The sequence below is a fragment of the Curtobacterium sp. ODYSSEY 48 V2 genome, from assembly GCF_023712625.1.
GTDB lineage: Bacteria > Actinomycetota > Actinomycetes > Actinomycetales > Microbacteriaceae > Curtobacterium.
This window is the reverse complement of the sequence record NZ_JAMAXX010000002.1, coordinates 220,575-236,348: the sequence shown is the minus strand read 5'-3', so window position 1 is coordinate 236,348 and position 15,774 is coordinate 220,575. Positions and strand designations below refer to the sequence as shown.

At 73.4% G+C, this 15,774-nt stretch carries 11 protein-coding genes; 3 read left to right on the top strand and 8 right to left on the bottom strand.

Features of this window, described 5'->3' with window-relative positions:
- Positions 1 to 92: 92 nt before the first annotated feature.
- Entirely contained in the window at positions 93 to 1,373 is a 1,281-nt protein-coding gene (locus tag M3666_RS03755; RefSeq protein ID WP_251154543.1) for an MFS transporter, read from the bottom strand.
- 56 nt (positions 1,374 to 1,429) lie between these two features.
- On the opposite strand from M3666_RS03755, the gene M3666_RS03750 reads away from it, so the two are divergent.
- Positions 1,430 to 2,386: a DUF5937 family protein gene (locus tag M3666_RS03750; protein ID WP_251154542.1), complete on the top strand. Its 957-nt coding sequence runs from the start codon at positions 1,430 to 1,432 to the stop codon at positions 2,384 to 2,386.
- 20 nt (positions 2,387 to 2,406) lie between these two features.
- On the opposite strand, the gene M3666_RS03745 is transcribed toward M3666_RS03750, so the two are convergent.
- The 6 genes from M3666_RS03745 to M3666_RS03720 form a co-directional block, all read right to left on the bottom strand.
- Positions 2,407 to 3,342: a cation-transporting ATPase gene (locus tag M3666_RS03745; RefSeq protein ID WP_251154541.1), complete on the bottom strand. Its 936-nt coding sequence runs from the start codon at positions 3,340 to 3,342 to the stop codon at positions 2,407 to 2,409.
- A 602-nt stretch (positions 3,343 to 3,944) separates the two neighbouring features.
- Positions 3,945 to 5,204 (bottom strand): D-arabinono-1,4-lactone oxidase, encoded by a 1,260-nt coding sequence (locus tag M3666_RS03740; protein WP_251154540.1) that lies wholly within the window; start codon positions 5,202 to 5,204, stop codon positions 3,945 to 3,947.
- A gap of 10 nt (positions 5,205 to 5,214) precedes the next feature.
- A complete protein-coding gene (gene araA, locus M3666_RS03735; RefSeq protein ID WP_251154539.1) occupies positions 5,215 to 6,741 on the bottom strand; it encodes an L-arabinose isomerase in 1,527 nt (508 codons plus the stop codon).
- The gene (locus M3666_RS03730) at positions 6,738 to 7,448 is read right to left on the bottom strand and encodes an L-ribulose-5-phosphate 4-epimerase (protein WP_066655643.1); all 711 of its coding nucleotides are present in this window, start codon (positions 7,446 to 7,448) and stop codon (positions 6,738 to 6,740) included. The genes araA and M3666_RS03730 overlap by 4 nt, the downstream gene beginning before the upstream one ends.
- Entirely contained in the window at positions 7,445 to 9,241 is a 1,797-nt protein-coding gene (locus tag M3666_RS03725) for a xylulokinase (protein ID WP_251154538.1), read from the bottom strand. Before M3666_RS03725 ends, M3666_RS03730 begins: the two co-directional genes overlap by 4 nt.
- A 739-nt stretch (positions 9,242 to 9,980) precedes the next feature.
- Positions 9,981 to 10,985 (bottom strand): LacI family DNA-binding transcriptional regulator, encoded by a 1,005-nt coding sequence (locus M3666_RS03720; protein ID WP_251154537.1) that lies wholly within the window; start codon positions 10,983 to 10,985, stop codon positions 9,981 to 9,983.
- 150 nt (positions 10,986 to 11,135) lie between these two features.
- Between M3666_RS03720 and M3666_RS03715 the strand changes: the two genes are divergently transcribed.
- Positions 11,136 to 13,205: a glycoside hydrolase family 127 protein gene (locus M3666_RS03715; protein WP_251154536.1), complete on the top strand. Its 2,070-nt coding sequence runs from the start codon at positions 11,136 to 11,138 to the stop codon at positions 13,203 to 13,205.
- Positions 13,206 to 13,327: 122 nt separating this feature from the next.
- On the opposite strand, the gene M3666_RS03710 is transcribed toward M3666_RS03715, so the two are convergent.
- Positions 13,328 to 14,377 (bottom strand): substrate-binding domain-containing protein, encoded by a 1,050-nt coding sequence (locus M3666_RS03710; RefSeq protein ID WP_066655657.1) that lies wholly within the window; start codon positions 14,375 to 14,377, stop codon positions 13,328 to 13,330.
- Positions 14,378 to 14,558: 181 nt separating this feature from the next.
- Between M3666_RS03710 and chvE the strand changes: the two genes are divergently transcribed.
- On the top strand, positions 14,559 to 15,692 hold the full coding sequence (gene chvE, locus M3666_RS03705; protein ID WP_251154535.1) for a multiple monosaccharide ABC transporter substrate-binding protein: 1,134 nt from the start codon (positions 14,559 to 14,561) through the stop codon (positions 15,690 to 15,692).
- The last annotated feature ends 82 nt before the right edge of the window (positions 15,693 to 15,774 follow it).

The following is a 15,774-nucleotide window of genomic DNA, read 5'->3' as shown; positions in this document are numbered from 1 at the left end:
GCTCGAGCGTATTCCCGCGGCGCGCGAGGCGTCCGGTCACGCCCGACGGACGGCGACGACGGACACCGGTCGGGAGGCGCGGCGCGGCCCCGTCAGGCCGCGACCGTCGTCCTCACGGCGCGTCCGGCGATCGCTCCGACCCCGAGCGCCGAACCGAGGAACACGACGGCGAGGATCGCCCAGCCGGCGGTCCCGAGGTCGACGGCGGTGAGGGTCACCACGGTGGGCGCGATCATCGCAGCGACCGCGTACCCGGTGCCGTACACGCCCTGGTACGCACCGATCCGGTCCGCCGGTGCGAGCTCGAAGCTCAGCGCCCACCCCGCCGCACTCGACGTGATCTCCGCGAGCGAGTGCGCGACGGCCGCGAGGACGAGCACGGCGGTCGCAGTCGCAGCCGGCACCCAGTCGTCCCCGCGGACCCACCCGGCGGCGGCCCACAGGCCGCACGCCACCGCCATGACCCACCCCGCGTGCCGCATCACCCGGGCCGCTCCCGCGACGGTGTCCGTCCCGCGGCTCAGCCGGACCTGCAGCAGGACGACGATCACGGTGTTCACGAGCAGCAGCGGCGAGACGAGCACGTCCGGGGCGACGGTGTGCTGCACGATCCAGATCGGCACCCCGACCTCGAACAGGCCGAACTGCATGCCGAACAGTCCCGTCAGGGCGGTGACGGCGAGGAAGCGCACGTCGCGGTAAGGGCTCCGGCCGGCGGGTTCCCGGCGCACGATCGTGCCGGTGTCCGTGCGGTCCGCGGGAGCCGCGTCGACGCGCGCCGCCGACAGACCCGCGACGAGGACCGCCGACGCCAGGAACAGCGCGCCGGAGAGCGCCATCGTCACGCGGTAGGCCTCGCCGGTGCCGATCGCGAGCGGGACCGCGGCGAGCGCGGTGCCCACGCCGATGCCGACGTTCGTGACCGTGCGCATGGTCGCCCGGACGCGGACCCGCTCGGTGCCCGGGAACGCCCGGCCGACCGCAGCGCTCCGGACGGCGCTGCCGCCCTGCTGCGCGAGGGTCACGACGGACGCCGTCGCGACGAGCGTCGGCAGGTCGTGGACGAGCACGTAGCTGATGAGCGCGAGCCCCTGCACCAGGTGCAGCCACACGAGCATCCGTCGCGCGCTGAACCGGTCCGCGAGGTGCCCGAACACGAGCGACGCGGCGACGCCGACCGCGCCGGCGACCGTGAGGCCGAGACCGACCGCGACGGCCGGGAGCCCGACGATCGTGATGAGGTACAGCGAGGTGAGCGTGAAGAAGGCACCGCGCCCGAGGGTGTCCACCAACGTGACCGTGAGCAGGCGTCGGAGCGTCGGGTCCTGTCGGACCAGGGTGCGGATCGGGACCGGTTGCGCCGTGGTGCTCACGGTCCTGTTCTCGCAGCAGCGCGGTGCCGACCTGAACAGATGTAGCGTCAGGCTTCATGATCCGCTACCGACTCGAGCCCTCCGACGTCTCGGCGGTGCGGTTCGGCATCTCGCCGCTGTCGGAGCTCGGCCTCGGGCTGCGCGCCTTCCGAGCACCGGAGCGGTACCCCTTGCAGCGGCCGTGGCTCGAGCGCATCGCCGGCGTGCTGCCCGTCCTCGACCGCCCCGTCCTCGCCGGCCTGGTCGACGAGCGCCGGTGGGTCGCGGACTTCGTCAACCCCCGTCCGGAGTCCCCGCTGGGGTCGTTCGACGACGAGCTCCGTGCCCTCGGCCGGATCTCCCCCTCCCGGCTCCGGACCGACCTCGAGCGGGTGCACGGCACCGTGCCGGACGTGTTCGTCGGGCGTCACGAGGACGTCGTCGACCGGCTCGTCCGGGCGCTCGCCACCACGTGGGAGCTCTGCTTCGCACCGTACTGGCCGCGGATGCGCCGCGTGCTGCAGGCCGACGTGACGCACCGCGGCCGGATCGCCGCGCACGAGGGCGTCGGTGCGGTGCTCGGCGGGCTGTCCGAGTCGGTGCGCTTCGACGGCCGACACGTCGACGTCCGGTTGAGCAGCCCGATCGCGCGCGACCGCCCGGTACAGGGCGAGGGACTGACGCTCGTCCCGTCGGTGTTCGTCGTCCGCGCGTCGACGCCGATCGACGACGACATGCCCCCGACCGTCATGTACCCGGCGCGGGGGCAGGGCGCGATGTGGTCGACCGCGTCGCACCCCGACGCCGGTGCCGTCCGCGACCTGCTCGGGGGCACGCGGGCCGCGCTCCTCGACGCGCTCGGCGAGCCTGCGTCGTCGACCGACCTCGCGATGCGGTTCGGCGTCTCCACCTCGGCCGTCAACCAGCACCTGCGGGTGATGGAACGGGGCGGGCTGCTCAACCGGACGCGGTACGGCCGCGCGGTGCTGTACTACCGCAGCACCGTCGGCGACGCGCTCGTCCGACGGGAGTGAGCACGTCGCCGCCGGGCGTGTCAGCGATCGAACAGCCCACCGAGGAAGTCGTTGCCCAGGTTCGACGCCTGCTCCCCCAGACCGGACGCCTGCTCACCGAGGCCGGACGCCTGCTCGCCCAGTCCGCCCAGGAACTGCTCGCCCTCGGCCGCGAAGCCCTCGACGCCGCCGCCCAGGTCCGCGAGACCGAGGTCGCCCATGCCCGAGGCGATGCCCTCGAAGTCGACACCGAGGTCGGCCGCGCCGGCCAGCACGGGTGCCGCCGCTGCGCTCACCACCGCTCCTCCGGCGACCGCCACCGCGAGACCACCGAGCGCCACCGCACCGGCACCGACGGCAGCACCGCCGGCGAAGGCGCCACCCCTGCCGCTGCCCGGTCGCCCGGAGCCGCCGAGCACGCGGCGGATGAGCCCGGGTCGGGACATCTCGCCGCGGGTCATCGCCCGCGCCATGCCGCCGGACGAGTCGTCCCGCAGGTGCTCGTGCGGCGGGAGCTCCGAGTTCAGCCGGTCCCGCACCTGCTGCCGCTGAGCCGGGGTGAGCCGTGCGAAGGCGTCGTGGTGCACCTGCTCGATCTGGTCCGGGCTCGCCGTCCGCAGCAGGTAGTCGTACTTCGCCAGGGCGATCTTGTCCGCGTCGGCGTACCCGCCGTGCGCCTGCGGCTGCTCCGGGTGCTGCTCGGTCCGACCGTACTGCTGCTGCGGCTGCCCGTACTGCTGCTGTCCCGGCTGCTGCTGTCCCGGCTGCTGCTGTCCCGGCTGCGGCTGTCGCGACCGGTCGTCGCCCGTCAGCTTGTCCGCAGCAGTCCGGACGATGTCACGCCAGTCGGTCCCGCCCCCGGTGCCGTGCGGGTTCTGCTGGTGGCCGGCTGCGGCGTTCCCCTGCGCGCGCTGCTTCTGCATCTGCTTGTCGATGACCTTCGAGGCCATGCCGAGGATCCGGTTGAGGTTCGCCATGCCCCAACCTTTGTGATCACACATGTGAGCACTCAGCGACCGAGCAGTGCGCTGACCCCCGATCAGGTCCGAGAGCGCTGGGAGCGACGGAGCGGTCGGCGCGCAGCCTGCGGCGCGCGGTGCAAGCGACCCCGATCCGGTGGTACATCACCGGACGGTTCGGTAGGGTGTCCTCGGCCGTGCACCCGCCGGAGCGCGGCCAGGTGAACGTGCGAGGCCCGGATCTGCAGGAACAGATCCGGGCCTCAGTTCGCCTTCCGAGTGGAAAGCCAGGGATGCAAACCCATCCCCGAGCTCAGCGCTCGGACCGATGGTAGCCGAGCCCGCTCGGCTTCGCATCCCTGGCTCGAAGCTCTTCGTGTCCGCCGGCGACGACACCAGGAGGTCCTCGATGTCGCGAGACGACGACGGCCGGAACAGGCGTCACGCGCTCTGGCTGGGGATCGCGAGCTTGCTCGTGAACACCACCAGACTGCTGGTCGACCTGCTCCGCAAGGGCTGAGGATGCGGGTGCCCCTCGCCGCCACCAGCGGCGAGGGGCACCCCGTCGGTCAGGACCGCAGGCGCGTCAGGACGGCAGGCGCGTCAGGACAGCAGGCGCGTCAGGACAGCAGGCGCGCCAGGAACGCGTTGCGGAACCGCCCGGTCGGGTCGAGGTCCCGCGCGAGCGCCGCGAAGTCGTCGAGGCGCGGGTACGCCTCGCGCAGGCGTTCGACGCTCGCGGCGGAGACCTTCCCCCAGTGCGGGCGGGGATCGAAGGGCGCGAGGACCTCCTCGATCCGCTCGACCGCGGCAGCCACGGCCTCGGCGTCCCGTCGGAAGGTGAAGTGCAGCCCGACCGACTGCCGTCCCGACGAGGGCGCCAGCCATGCCGTGTCGGCGGCGATCGTCCGGACCTCGGCCGCGATGAGCAGCGGCGCGAAGAGCGGCTCGAGCGGGCGCAGCGCATCGAGCGCGGCGACGGCGTGCTCTGCGGGGACCAGGTACTCCGCCTGGATCTCGGCACCGGTGGACGGCTCGAAGGTCGACCGGAAGTGCGGCAGCCGCTCGGCCCACGGCCCGGGGACCCCGCCCTGCTCGGTGACGCTCGCGGCGTCGTTCTCCCCCGGGTGCACGGGCCCGTCCGCCCGACGGGCACCGAGCGCGACGAGGTCGACCGACGGTGCAGGTTCGTCGACGCGGTGCTTCGTCCAGACCTGTCGGGCACCGCGGTCGTCGAACGAGGTGAACAACGACACCGAGTACGCGTCCGACACCACCCGGTCGAAGTGCTCGAGGACGGCATCCCACGGCAGGTCGAGGTGCACGGTCGTGGCCAGCTGGAACGTCGGCTCGATCGCGAGCTCGACCGCGGTGACGACGCCGAGCGCACCGAGTGCCACCCGGTGCGCGTCGAGGGCGCCGTCCGGCGACGACGCGTCGACCCGGACGACGTCGCCGGTGGCCCGGACGACCTCGAGCGCGACCACCGCCTGCGCGAGCGACGGGTTGCGGACGCCGGAGCCGTGCGTGCCGGTGGCGACCGCGCCGGCGACCGAGATGTGCGGCAGGGAGGCGAGGTTCGCGAGGGCCCAGCCACGAGCCTCCAGGCCGGCCGCCACCTGTGCGTGCGTCATGCCGGCGGCGACCCGCACCACGCGCCGGTCGGCGTCGACCTCGAGCACCGGCGGGAGGCCGGCGAGCGTGACCTGGACGGCGTCGGTGTCGGCGATCTCGTTGAACGAGTGCGTCGAGCCGAGCGCCGTCAGGCGCGGCGTGGCCGCGACGAGCTGCCGGAGCGCCGCCAGCGAGGTGGGGCGCTCGAGCGCGGAGGCGCGGTAGGTGACGTTCCCCGCCCAGTTGGTGCGCGTCGTCGCGGCCACGGTCACGGTCCTAGAACCCGCGGTCGAGACGGTGCCACGCCTGCTGCAGGCGGAGCTCGTCGCGGAACCCGCGAGCCGTGGTGTGCTCGTCGATGACCAGGAACTCGGTGCCGACCATGGTCGCGAGGTCCTCGACGACCTGCAGGCCGACGGCCGTCGTCATGACGGTGTGGTGCGCGGCGCCGGCGGTGAGCCAGGCCTCCGCGGCGACCGGGAACGACGGACGCGGCTCCCAGACGGCACGGCCGACCGGCAGGTTCGGCAGCGCCTCGGTCGGCGGGACGACGTCGACGACGTTCGCGGTGAGGCGGAAGCCGTCGCGCGTGTCGGACAGGGCGACCACGACGGCTTCGCCGGCGTCCGCGGTGAAGACCAGGCGCACCGGGTCGTCCTTGCCACCGATGCCGAGCGGGTGGATCTCGAGCGTCGGCGTCGCGGTGGTGAGCGTCGGCGAGACCTCGAGCATGTGCGCGCCGAGGATCTTCTCGGCACCCGGGGTGAGGTCGTACGTGTAGTCCTCCATGAGGGAGGCCCCACCGGGCAGGCCCGCACCGGCGACGTTCATCGCGCGGACGAGGACGGCGGTCTTCCAGTCGCCCTCGGCGCCGAAGCCGTAGCCGTCGGCCATGAGCCGCTGCACCGCGAGGCCGGGCAGCTGCTTGAGCGTGCCGAGGTCCTCGAAGTTCGTCGTGAACGCGGCGGAGCCGTTCTGCTCCAGGAGTGCACGGAGGCCGAGCTCGATCGCGGCGCCGTCGCGGAGCGCCTGGTGACGGTCACCGCCGTCGCGCCGCAGCGAAGCGTCGACGTCGTAGTCGCGCTCGTAGACGGCGACGAGCTCGTCGACCGCTGCCGTGTCCGCCTCGGCCTCGGCCACCGCTGCGGCCAGCTCGTTCACGGCCCAGGTGTTCACCTGCACGCCGAGCTCGATCTCCGCCTCGGTCTTGTCGCCCTCGGTGACGGCGACGTACCGCATGTTGTCGCCGAAGCGCGTCAGCTTCAGCTCGCGGACGGCCGCCGCACCGGCCGCGGCGCGCGTCCAGTTCTCCACCCGCGAGACCACGCGCGGGTCGGACACGTGCCCGACGGCGGTCGCGTGCCGGACGCCGAGGCGGGCCAGCGCGTAGCCGAACTCGCGGTCGCCGTGCGCGGCCTGGTTGAGGTTCATGAAGTCGAAGTCGATGTCGCCCCACGGCAGCGCGACGTTCGCCTGGGTGTGCAGGTGCAGCAGCGGCTTCGTGAGCGCCTGCAGGCCACCGATCCACATCTTGGCCGGGCTGAACGTGTGCATCCACGTCGTCACACCGATGACCTTGTCGTCGGCGCTCGCCTCGATGAGCGCGCGACGGATGCCGTCGGCGTCCTTGAGCACCGGCTTCCACACGAGCTTCACGGGCAGTGCACCCGCGAGCTCCGCGTGCACGGCCTTGCTCTGCTCCTCGACCTGGCGCAGGGTCTCCTCGCCGTACAGGCCCTGCGACCCGGTGAGGAACCAGACCTCGTAGCTGTCGAGGGTGGCCTGGGGGTTCACCTGCGTCATCGCATGGCTCCTTCGGGGTTCTGTCCGTAGACGTTCTGGTAGCGATCGAAGAGTCGATCGATGTCGTCGGGGGCGATCGGCACGAGCTCCCCGCCCTGCTTCGCGATGTGCACGGTGCGCGCGACGTCCTCGCACATCACCGCGGCCTTCACGGCGTCCTTGGCGTCCTTGCCGATCGTGAAGACGCCGTGGTTCTGCATGAGCACGGCGCGGCTCCGGTGACCGGCGAGGGTGTCGACGATGCCGCGGCCGATGGAGTCGTCGCCGATGATCGCGAACGGGCCGACCGGGATCGGACCGCCGAACTCGTCCGCCATCGCGGTGATCACGCAGGGGATCTCCTCGGCGCGGGCGGCCCATGCCGTGGCGTACGTCGAGTGGGTGTGCACGACGCCGCCCACCTCGGGCATGTTCCGGTAGACGAAGGCGTGCGCGGCGGTGTCGGACGACGGGCCGTGCGCGTTGCCCCACCCGTCGGCGGGCAGCCCGTCGAGGGTGCAGACCACCTGGTTCTCCGGGGTGAGGTCGTCGCTGGAGACCCCGCTCGGCTTGATGACGAACAGGTCGGTGCCCGGCACGCGCTCGGAGACGTTGCCGCCCGTCCAGATGACGAGGCCGTAGCGGACGAGCTCGCCGTGCAGGGACGCGACGCGCTCCCGCGCCGCGGCGACGGCTGCCCTCGTCTCGTCCGTGATCGGTCCGGTCATGCGGCTGACTCCTTCTCGGTCTGGAGGCGCGCCTCGACCACGTCGGTCGGCTCGCCCTGGTCGGTCGGTGCGGGCTGCCCCGTCGGTGCGGTCTGGTCCGTCGGTGCGGCCTGGTCCGTCGGTGCGGCCTGGTCCGTCGGTCCGGCCTGGTCGCTCGCCCCGCTGGTGCGGGTCGCGGCGGCGGCGACGTCCTGCACGGGGAGGGCCGCGCGGTACCGGGCCAGGTAGTCCTGGAAGCCCGCGACGTCGCGGTCCTCGGGCTCGGCGACGTGGACCGCGTCGCCGCGGAACACCGTGTCGGCGAGGAAGTCCTCCAGCGGGCGGTCGGTGTGCTCCAGGTACGCCGCGAGCACCGCGATGCCCCAGGCGCCACCCTCGCCCGCGGTCTCCTCGAGGGCGACCGGCACGCGGAGCGCTGCGGCGAGCAGGCGCTGCGGGGCACCCGGCGTGCGGAAGAGGCCGCCGTGCGCGGTCATCCGGTCGACGGCGACCTCCTCGCCGTGCAGGACGTCCATGCCGATCGCGAGGGTCGCGAAGGCACCGTGCACCTCGGAGCGGACGAGGTTGCCGAGCGTGAAGCGGGCACCGGGGGTGCGCAGCAGCAGGGGTCGGCCGTCCTCGACGTGCGTGACCGGCTCGCCGGCCAGGTAGTTGAAGGAGAGCAGCCCGCCGGCGTCCGGGTCCGCGTCGGCGGCCTCGGCCAGCAGGGTGGCGTAGACGTCGTCGACGGGGACCGACGCGCTGCCGGTCCGTTCGCTCGTGGCCTCGGCGAACCGGCCGAAGACACGGGCCCAGGCGGCGATCTCGCTCGCACCGTTGTTGCAGTGCACCATCGCGACCGCGTCACCGGCCGGGGTCGTGACGACGTCGAGCTCCTCGTGCGGGGTCCGGAGCGCCCGCTCGAGCACGACCATCGCGAAGATGCTCGTGCCGACGCTGACGTTGCCGGTGCGCGGTGCGACGGCGTTCGTGGCCACCATGCCCGTGCCGGCGTCGCCCTCGGGCGGGCAGAACGGGACGCCGGGCTGCAGCGTGCCGGTGGGGTCGAGCCACGTGGCTCCCTCGGGGGTGAGCGCGCCCGCGTCCTCACCCGCGACGAGCACCTCGGGGAGCAGGGCGCGGAGGTCCGGGACGCGGTCGCCGAGCAGGTCCTGCGTGGCGGCGAGCATCGACGCGTCGTAGTCGCGGCGACCGGGCTCCCCCGGGGCGCTCTCGACCGGGCCGGACTCGATCGGGAACATGCCGCTCGCGTCGCCGACGCCGAGGACGTCGCGGCCCGTGAGCATGCGGTGCACGTACCCGGCGAGCGTCGTGACGCCGGCCAGCTGGGCGACGTGCGACTCGTCGTCGAGCACGGCCTGGTACAGGTGCGCGACCGACCAGCGCTGCGGGACGTTGAAGTCGAGCGCGGCGCTCAGCTGCTCGGCGGCCGGGCCGGTCGAGGTGTTGCGCCAGGTGCGGAACGGGACGAGGAGCTCGCCGTCCTCGTCGAACGCCAGGTAGCCGTGCATCATCGCCGAAACGCCCGCCGCGCGGAAGGCCGTCGGGCGGACGCCGAACTGCCGCTCGACGTCGGCGACCAGGTCGGCGTAGGCCGCGCGGACACCGGTCTCGACGGCGACCAGCGGGTAGGTCCACCGCCCGTCGACGTACTCGTTCTCCCACTCGTGGGAGCCGCTCGCGATCGGTCGGAGCTGCTCGTCGACGAGCACGGCCTTGATCCGGGTGGAGCCGAGCTCGATGCCGAGTGTCGTGCGGCCGTCCTCGACCTGCTGCCGGCGGTCGTCGCTCATGTGTCCTCCCGAGACCTCGTCGTCCTGCGTGAGCGCTCACATCCTGGCACGTGAGCGCTCACGCCTGCAACGCGTCGGCGCGCCGCCCTGCTCGCGCGCGCCGGGCTCCCGCCCGCTCCCGCCCGCTCCCCCCGCTGCTCCCCCCCCGCCGAGCGGGCACGTTCCGTCACACTCGGCATCCCTCGCCGACACATCCCACCCGCTCGGCGGCACGCCCGCGGCATGTCGTGCCCGCTCGCGCAGCCGGGCTGCTCTCTCCACCGAGCCGTACCGAGCCCCACCGAGTCCCACCGAGCCCCACCGAGCGGGCACGATCTGTCACCCTTGGCCCCCCTCGCCGACACATCTCGCCCGCTCGGCAGCAACCCCGCGGCATGTCGTGCCCGCTCGCGCAGCCGGGCTGCTCTGTCCGCCGAGCCGTACCGAGTCCCACCGAGCCCCACCGAGCGGGCACGATCTGTCACCCTTGGCCCCCCTCGCCGACACATCTCGCCCGCTCGGCGGCAACCCCGCGGCAGGTCGTGCCCGCTCGGCGGCAACCCCGCGGCAGGTCGTGCCCGCTCGGCGGCAACCCCGCGGCAGGTCGTGCCCGCTCGGCGGCAACCCCGCGGCAGGTCGTGCCCGCTCGGCGGCACGCCCGCGGCAGGTCGTGCCCGCTCGCGCAGCCGGGCACCCCCGCCCGCCGCCCGCCGCCCGGCGCCCGGCGCCCCGCGCCCGGCGCCCGGCGCCTGCCGCAGGACTACGCGCCGAGGGTGCTCTCGCGGACGACGAGCGACGGGGTGACGGCCGTCGAGACCGGACTCCCGCCGGACACGAGCTCGAGCAGCGCCCGGCCCGCGATGCGACCGAGCTCGTCGAGCCGCATGTCGACGGTGGTCAGCGGAGGCCGCGACGCGAGCGCCACCACGTCCCAGTCGTCGTACCCGGTCACCGCGACGTCCCCCGGCACCGACCGCCCGGTCTCCCGCAGTCGGTCGCACACGCCACGGGCGATCTGGTCGTTCCCGCACAGCACCGCATCCACCGCGGACGGCTCCCGGTCGAGCAGGTCGACGGCCTGCCGCCCCCAGCGCTCGGACCACTCCCCGTGCATCGGAGCGCCCACCACCCGGTCGCCGAGCACCGGGGCAGCCCCGCGCGCCCGGTCGACCGCCGACCGTGCGTCCTGCGGGCCCGTGACGACGGCGACCCGATGCCGCCCGAGTCCGACGAGGTGCGCCGCCGCAGCAGCAGCGCCGGCGGGGTCGTCGAGCGTGATCGAGACGTCCGCGGGGTCGGTGGACGGGGTCAGCGCGTAGACGACGGGCACCGGGACCGGCACCTCGATCGGCGGCCGGGCATCGGCGGAGCGGCCGGTGACGATGATGCCGTCGACGCCGCGGGCGACGAGCGACCGGAGGTAGTGGGCCTCGCGCACGTGGTCGTCGCGGGTGTCGGCGACCAGGACCATCACCTCGCCGGCGGAGAGGGCGTCCTCGGCCCCGAGCAGCACCGGCATCGTGAACCGTCCGAACGAGTCGGTCGTCACCATGCCGACCGTCCACGTCCGACCGGAGGACAGCGCACGGGCACGTGCGTCGCCGACGAACCCGAGCTTCTCCGCCGCGTCCTTCACCCGCGCCCGGGTCTCGTCGCGCAGCTGCCCGGTGTCGTTCAGCGCCTTCGACGCCGTCCCGATGGACACCCCGGCGAGCGCTGCGACGTCGCTGATGCGAGCGAGTCGGGCTCTGCGGTCCGTGGCCACGGCAACGTCCTTTCCGGCGGGGGCCCGGACGACCGAGCCCGCGCTGATCCTAGGCGACTGCGCTCTTGTGCTACCGCACCACCTGTCGTACCGTCGTCCCGGAAAGCGCTTTCCGCACGGACGGCCGCCAGTCAGACGCAAGGAGGCGCCATGACCACCACGACCGGAACCCCGACGGCCACCCCCACGACGGGACGCGGCGCGCGGACCGCGACCCCGGTCCTCCCGACCCCGGGTGCGCACCTGGCGTCCCGTCCGCTCCCCGCCGGCGCTGCGCGCATCACCGGGGGCTTCTGGGCGCTGCGCCAGGACCGCAACGGTCGCGACGCCGTCCGCAGCGGGTACGAGCGCCTCCGCGACGCAGGGAACTTCCGGAACCTCCGCATCGCCGCGGGCGACGAGCAGGGCGAGGCGGTCGGGCCGATCTTCATGGACTCCGACGTGACGAAGTGGCTCGAGGCCGTTGCGTGGGAGTACGGCCGGGCCCCGGCCGACGACCTGCTCGAGCTGCAGCGCGAGGTGACGGCGCTCTACACCAGGGCGCAGGCGGAGGACGGCTACCTCGACTCGGTGCAGCAGGTCCGGGGCGGGGGCGAGCGGTACGTCGACCTGAAGTGGAGCCACGAGATGTACTGCGCCGGGCACCTGTACCAGGCCGCGGTCGCGCAGCACCGCGCCACGGGTGACACCGGCCTGCTCGAGGTGGCCGTGCGGAACGCCGACCACCTCGTCCGGACGTTCGGCCCGGGCGACGACCGCACCCAGGACGTCGACGGCCACCCCGTCGTCGAGATGGGGCTCGTCGAGCTGTACCGCGAGACCGGCACCCGCGCCTACCTCGACCTGGCGCACTGGTTCGTCGACGCCCGCGGGCGCGGCATCATCGAGCGCGCCGGCGGCGAGCCGACGTACTTCTCCGACCGGGTCCCCGTCCGCGAGGCCACCACCGTCGAGGGCCACGCCGTCCGCGCCGTCTACCTGGCCGCCGGTGCCGTGGACGTCGCGATCGAGACCGGCGACACCGAGCTCCTCACGGCGAGCGAGCGCCAGTTCGCGGACATGACGGCCACGAAGGCGTTCATCACCGGCGGCCTCGGCGCCCGCTGGGACTGGGAGGCGTTCGGCGACCCGTACGAGCTCCCGACGGACCGCGGCTACGCCGAGACGTGCGCGGCCATCGGCGGCATCCAGTGGGCGTGGCGGCTGCTGCTCGCGACGGGGAAGCCCGTGTACGCCGATGCGATCGAGCGCCTGCTCTACAACGCGTTCCTGCCCGGCGTGAGCCTCGCCGGCACCGAGTACTTCTACGTCAACCCGCTGCAGCACCGCGACGGCGCGCACCAGGACGAGAACCGCTCCCCCGCCCACGGACGTCGCGGCTGGTTCGACTGCGCCTGCTGCCCGCCGAACATCATGCGCACGTTCGCGAGCCTCGACGGGTACCTGGCGACGGCGACCGACGGCGGCCTGCAGGTCCACCAGTACGCGGACGCCGACCTCGGCCCCGTCCGCGTCGCGACCGGCTACCCGCACGACGGCCGCGTGGTCGTCACGGTGACCGAGGACGGCCCCCTGGCGCTCGGACTCCGCATCCCGGCATGGTCGGACACCACCACCGTGACCACCCCCGACGGCACCGCGACGCCGGCGCCCGGCACCCTGCACGTGGTCGAGCGCGCGTGGACGGCCGGTGACACCGTCGAGCTCGCCTTCGACACGACGCCGCACCGCTACGTGGCGGACCCCCGCATCGACGCGGCACGGGGCCAGGTGGCGATCGAGCGCGGGCCGCTCGTCTACGCCGTCGAGCAGGCGGACCAGCAGGGCTTCACGGTCGACGACCTGACGGTCGACGCGAGCGCGCCGGTCAACGAGGAGCGCCGCGACGACCTGCTCGACGGCGTCGTCACGCTGCGCGTCGCCGGGCACGCTCCGGCGCGGCACGAGCAGGCGGCGTGGCCGTACCGACGGCTGGAGCGGACGGGAGGCGCGACGCACCCCGCCGACGCCACCCCCGTCACCGAAGCGGCCGGCTCCACGACCGCGGCCGGTCCCGCCGGGGCGACCCCCGTCACCGACGCGGCCGGCTCCGCGACCACGGCCGGTCCCGCCGACGCGACCACCGGCCTCCAGGCCGTCACCGCGACCGCCGTGCCGTACTACGCCTGGGCGAACCGCGGCCCCGCACCGATGCGCGTCTGGCTGCCGCTCGCCCGCTGAGCGCGGCACCGCCCAGGTCGAGTCGCACGACGTGCCGTCCGTCCGCGCGACGGACGGCACGTCGTGCGACCGGGACGACCGCTGGCGGCACGTCGTGCGACCGGGACGACCGGCGCCGCCGCTCAGGCGGAGCGCCGCACCACGAGCTCGGGCAGCAGCAGCGTTTCGTCGAGGGGCTCCCCCTCGACGACGGCCCGGACCGCCTCGAGCACCCGCTGCCCCATCGCCATGAAGTCCTGGCGCACGGTGGTGAGCGGCGGGGTGAAGTGCGCGGCCTCGGGGATGTCGTCGAACCCCACCACGGCGATGTCGTCCGGCACGCGGAGTCCCTCGTCGGCGAAGGCGTGCAGCACCCCGAGCGCCATCTGGTCGTTGCCGGCGAAGACCGCGTCGACCGCGTGCACGTCGATCGTCCGCGCCGCCGCGAAGCCGCTCGCCGGGGTCCAGTCGCCGTCGAGCACGACCGGTTCGAGTCCGGCGTCGCGCATGATCCGCCCGTAGGTCTCCCGGCGGACCTCGGACTCCTGGGACACCGCGGGTCCGGCGATGTGCACGACGCGGCGGTGCCCTCGGGCGAACAGGTGCTCCATCACGAGGGTGGTGCCCGCGGCCTGGTCGATCGCGACGGCGGCGACACTGCGTGCCGCCGGGGTCCGGACGGCGTCGCGCTGCACGGCGTTCGCGACGACGACCGGCACGGTGACCGGGATCGTCAGCGACGCGAGCGCGTCGAGCACGCGGTTGTCGGCAGCGACCAGCACGATCGCGGCGACGTCCTGCGCGAGCAGCGTGGTGAGCGCCCCGGACAGGTCCACGGGGCGCGGGTCGTCCGGCAGCGTCGAGAGCAGCACGTGGTACCCGGCCGAGCGCGCGGCCCGCTCGAAGCCCACCGCGGTGCTCGACGGTCCGTACAGCGCGTCGCCCGCGGTGATGATGCCGAGCGCGCGACTGCGTCCGCCGGCGAGGGCGCGGGCGGCGGCACGCGGACGGTAGCCGAGCTCGGCGACGGCGTCGGTGACCTGCGACCGGTAGGCGTCGCGGACGGTCGGATCGCCGTTGATCACGCGGGAGACGGTCTGGTGGGAGACCCCGGCGCGCTCGGCGACGTCGAAGATCGTCGGGGCCTTCCGGCGTCTGCCGCCGGGACCCCCGAGCGCGGTCGTTGTCGTCACGTGGCCGAGCGTAGCGTCCGGTCCGCTCGGCGCAACAACATCTCGGAACGGTCACGACGAGTTGACACCCCGGTACGGAACCCTCAGTATGTGAGCGCTCACACGAGCACATCCCACGGGGCACAGCAGCCCCAGCACCCGAGCGCGTCGAGGACGACGCGAGAGGAACAGAGGTACTTCGATGATGAAGCGCAGGATCATCGCGGGGGTCGCGGCCCTCGGCATCGCGTTCTCCCTGGCAGCATGCTCGGCCGGCGGCCGTGCGTCCACCGAGGGCGGCGGCGACACCGCGGACGGCAACAAGGGCGCCCTCGTCGGCGTCGCGATGCCGACCAAGGTCTCCGAGCGGTGGATCAAGGACGGCAACGCCGTCAAGAGCGACCTCGGGAAGGCCGGCTACAAGGTCGACCTCGAGTACGGCGACAACAAGGTCCAGCAGCAGGCCCAGCAGGTCAGCAACATGATCACCAAGGGCGCGAAGGTCCTGATCATCGCGTCGATCGACGGTGGTGCACTCTCCGACCAGCTCGACGCCGCCGCCAAGGCCGGCATCAAGGTCATCTCGTACGACCGCCTGCTCACCGGCAACAAGAACGTCGACTACTACGTGTCGTTCGACAACTACAAGGTCGGCGTCGACCAGGCCACCTCGCTCCTCACGGGGCTCGGCGTGCTGGACGACAAGGGCGAGAAGACCGGCAAGAAGGGCCCCTTCAACATCGAGGTCTTCGCCGGCTCGCTCGACGACAACAACGCCGGGTTCTTCTTCAACGGCGCGATGGACACCCTCAAGCCGTACCTTGAGGACGGCACGCTGAAGATCGGCTCCGGCCAGGACCAGCTCTCGCAGGCCGCCACGCAGCAGTGGGACCCGGCGACCGCCAAGGCCCGCATGCAGAACCTCGTCGCGTCGACGTACTCCGGCGGCACGAAGCTCGACGGCGTGCTCTCGCCCTACGACGGCATGTCGATCGGCATCATCTCGGCCCTGCAGGGCGCCGGCTACGGCTCGGGTGACCGTCCGCTGCCGATCGTGACCGGCCAGGACGCCGAGGCCGCCTCGGTCAAGTCGATCATCGCGGGCCAGCAGTACTCCACCATCTACAAGGACACCCGCAAGCTCGCGAAGCAGTCCGTGACGATGGCCGAGGACCTGCTCTCCGGCAAGACCCCCGAGGTCAACGACACGAAGAGCTACGACAACAAGGTCAAGGTCGTCCCGACCTACCTGTTCCAGCCCACGGTGGTGACGAAGGCCAACTACAAGGAGGTCCTCGTCGACAGCGGGTACTACACCGAAGCCGACCTCAAGTAGGACGCAACCATCCACAGGACTGGAGGCGCGGTGCACCCCCGCACCGCGCCTCCAGTCCGTCTCCACCCGCGCCCAGGCGCGG

Excerpts from the sequence above, each read along its gene's own strand:
- M3666_RS03750 (WP_251154542.1), top strand. The coding sequence starts at position 1,430 with ATGATCCGCTACCGACTCGAGCCCTCCGACGTCTCGGCGGTGCGGTTC.
- M3666_RS03730 (WP_066655643.1), bottom strand. The coding sequence starts at position 7,448 with ATGACCGGACCGATCACGGACGAGACGAGGGCAGCCGTCGCCGCGGCG.
- M3666_RS03745 (WP_251154541.1), bottom strand. The coding sequence starts at position 3,342 with ATGGCGAACCTCAACCGGATCCTCGGCATGGCCTCGAAGGTCATCGAC.
- M3666_RS03725 (WP_251154538.1), bottom strand. The coding sequence starts at position 9,241 with ATGAGCGACGACCGCCGGCAGCAGGTCGAGGACGGCCGCACGACACTC.
- M3666_RS03715 (WP_251154536.1), top strand. The coding sequence starts at position 11,136 with ATGACCACCACGACCGGAACCCCGACGGCCACCCCCACGACGGGACGC.
- araA (WP_251154539.1), bottom strand. The coding sequence starts at position 6,741 with ATGACGCAGGTGAACCCCCAGGCCACCCTCGACAGCTACGAGGTCTGG.
- chvE (WP_251154535.1), top strand. The coding sequence starts at position 14,559 with ATGATGAAGCGCAGGATCATCGCGGGGGTCGCGGCCCTCGGCATCGCG.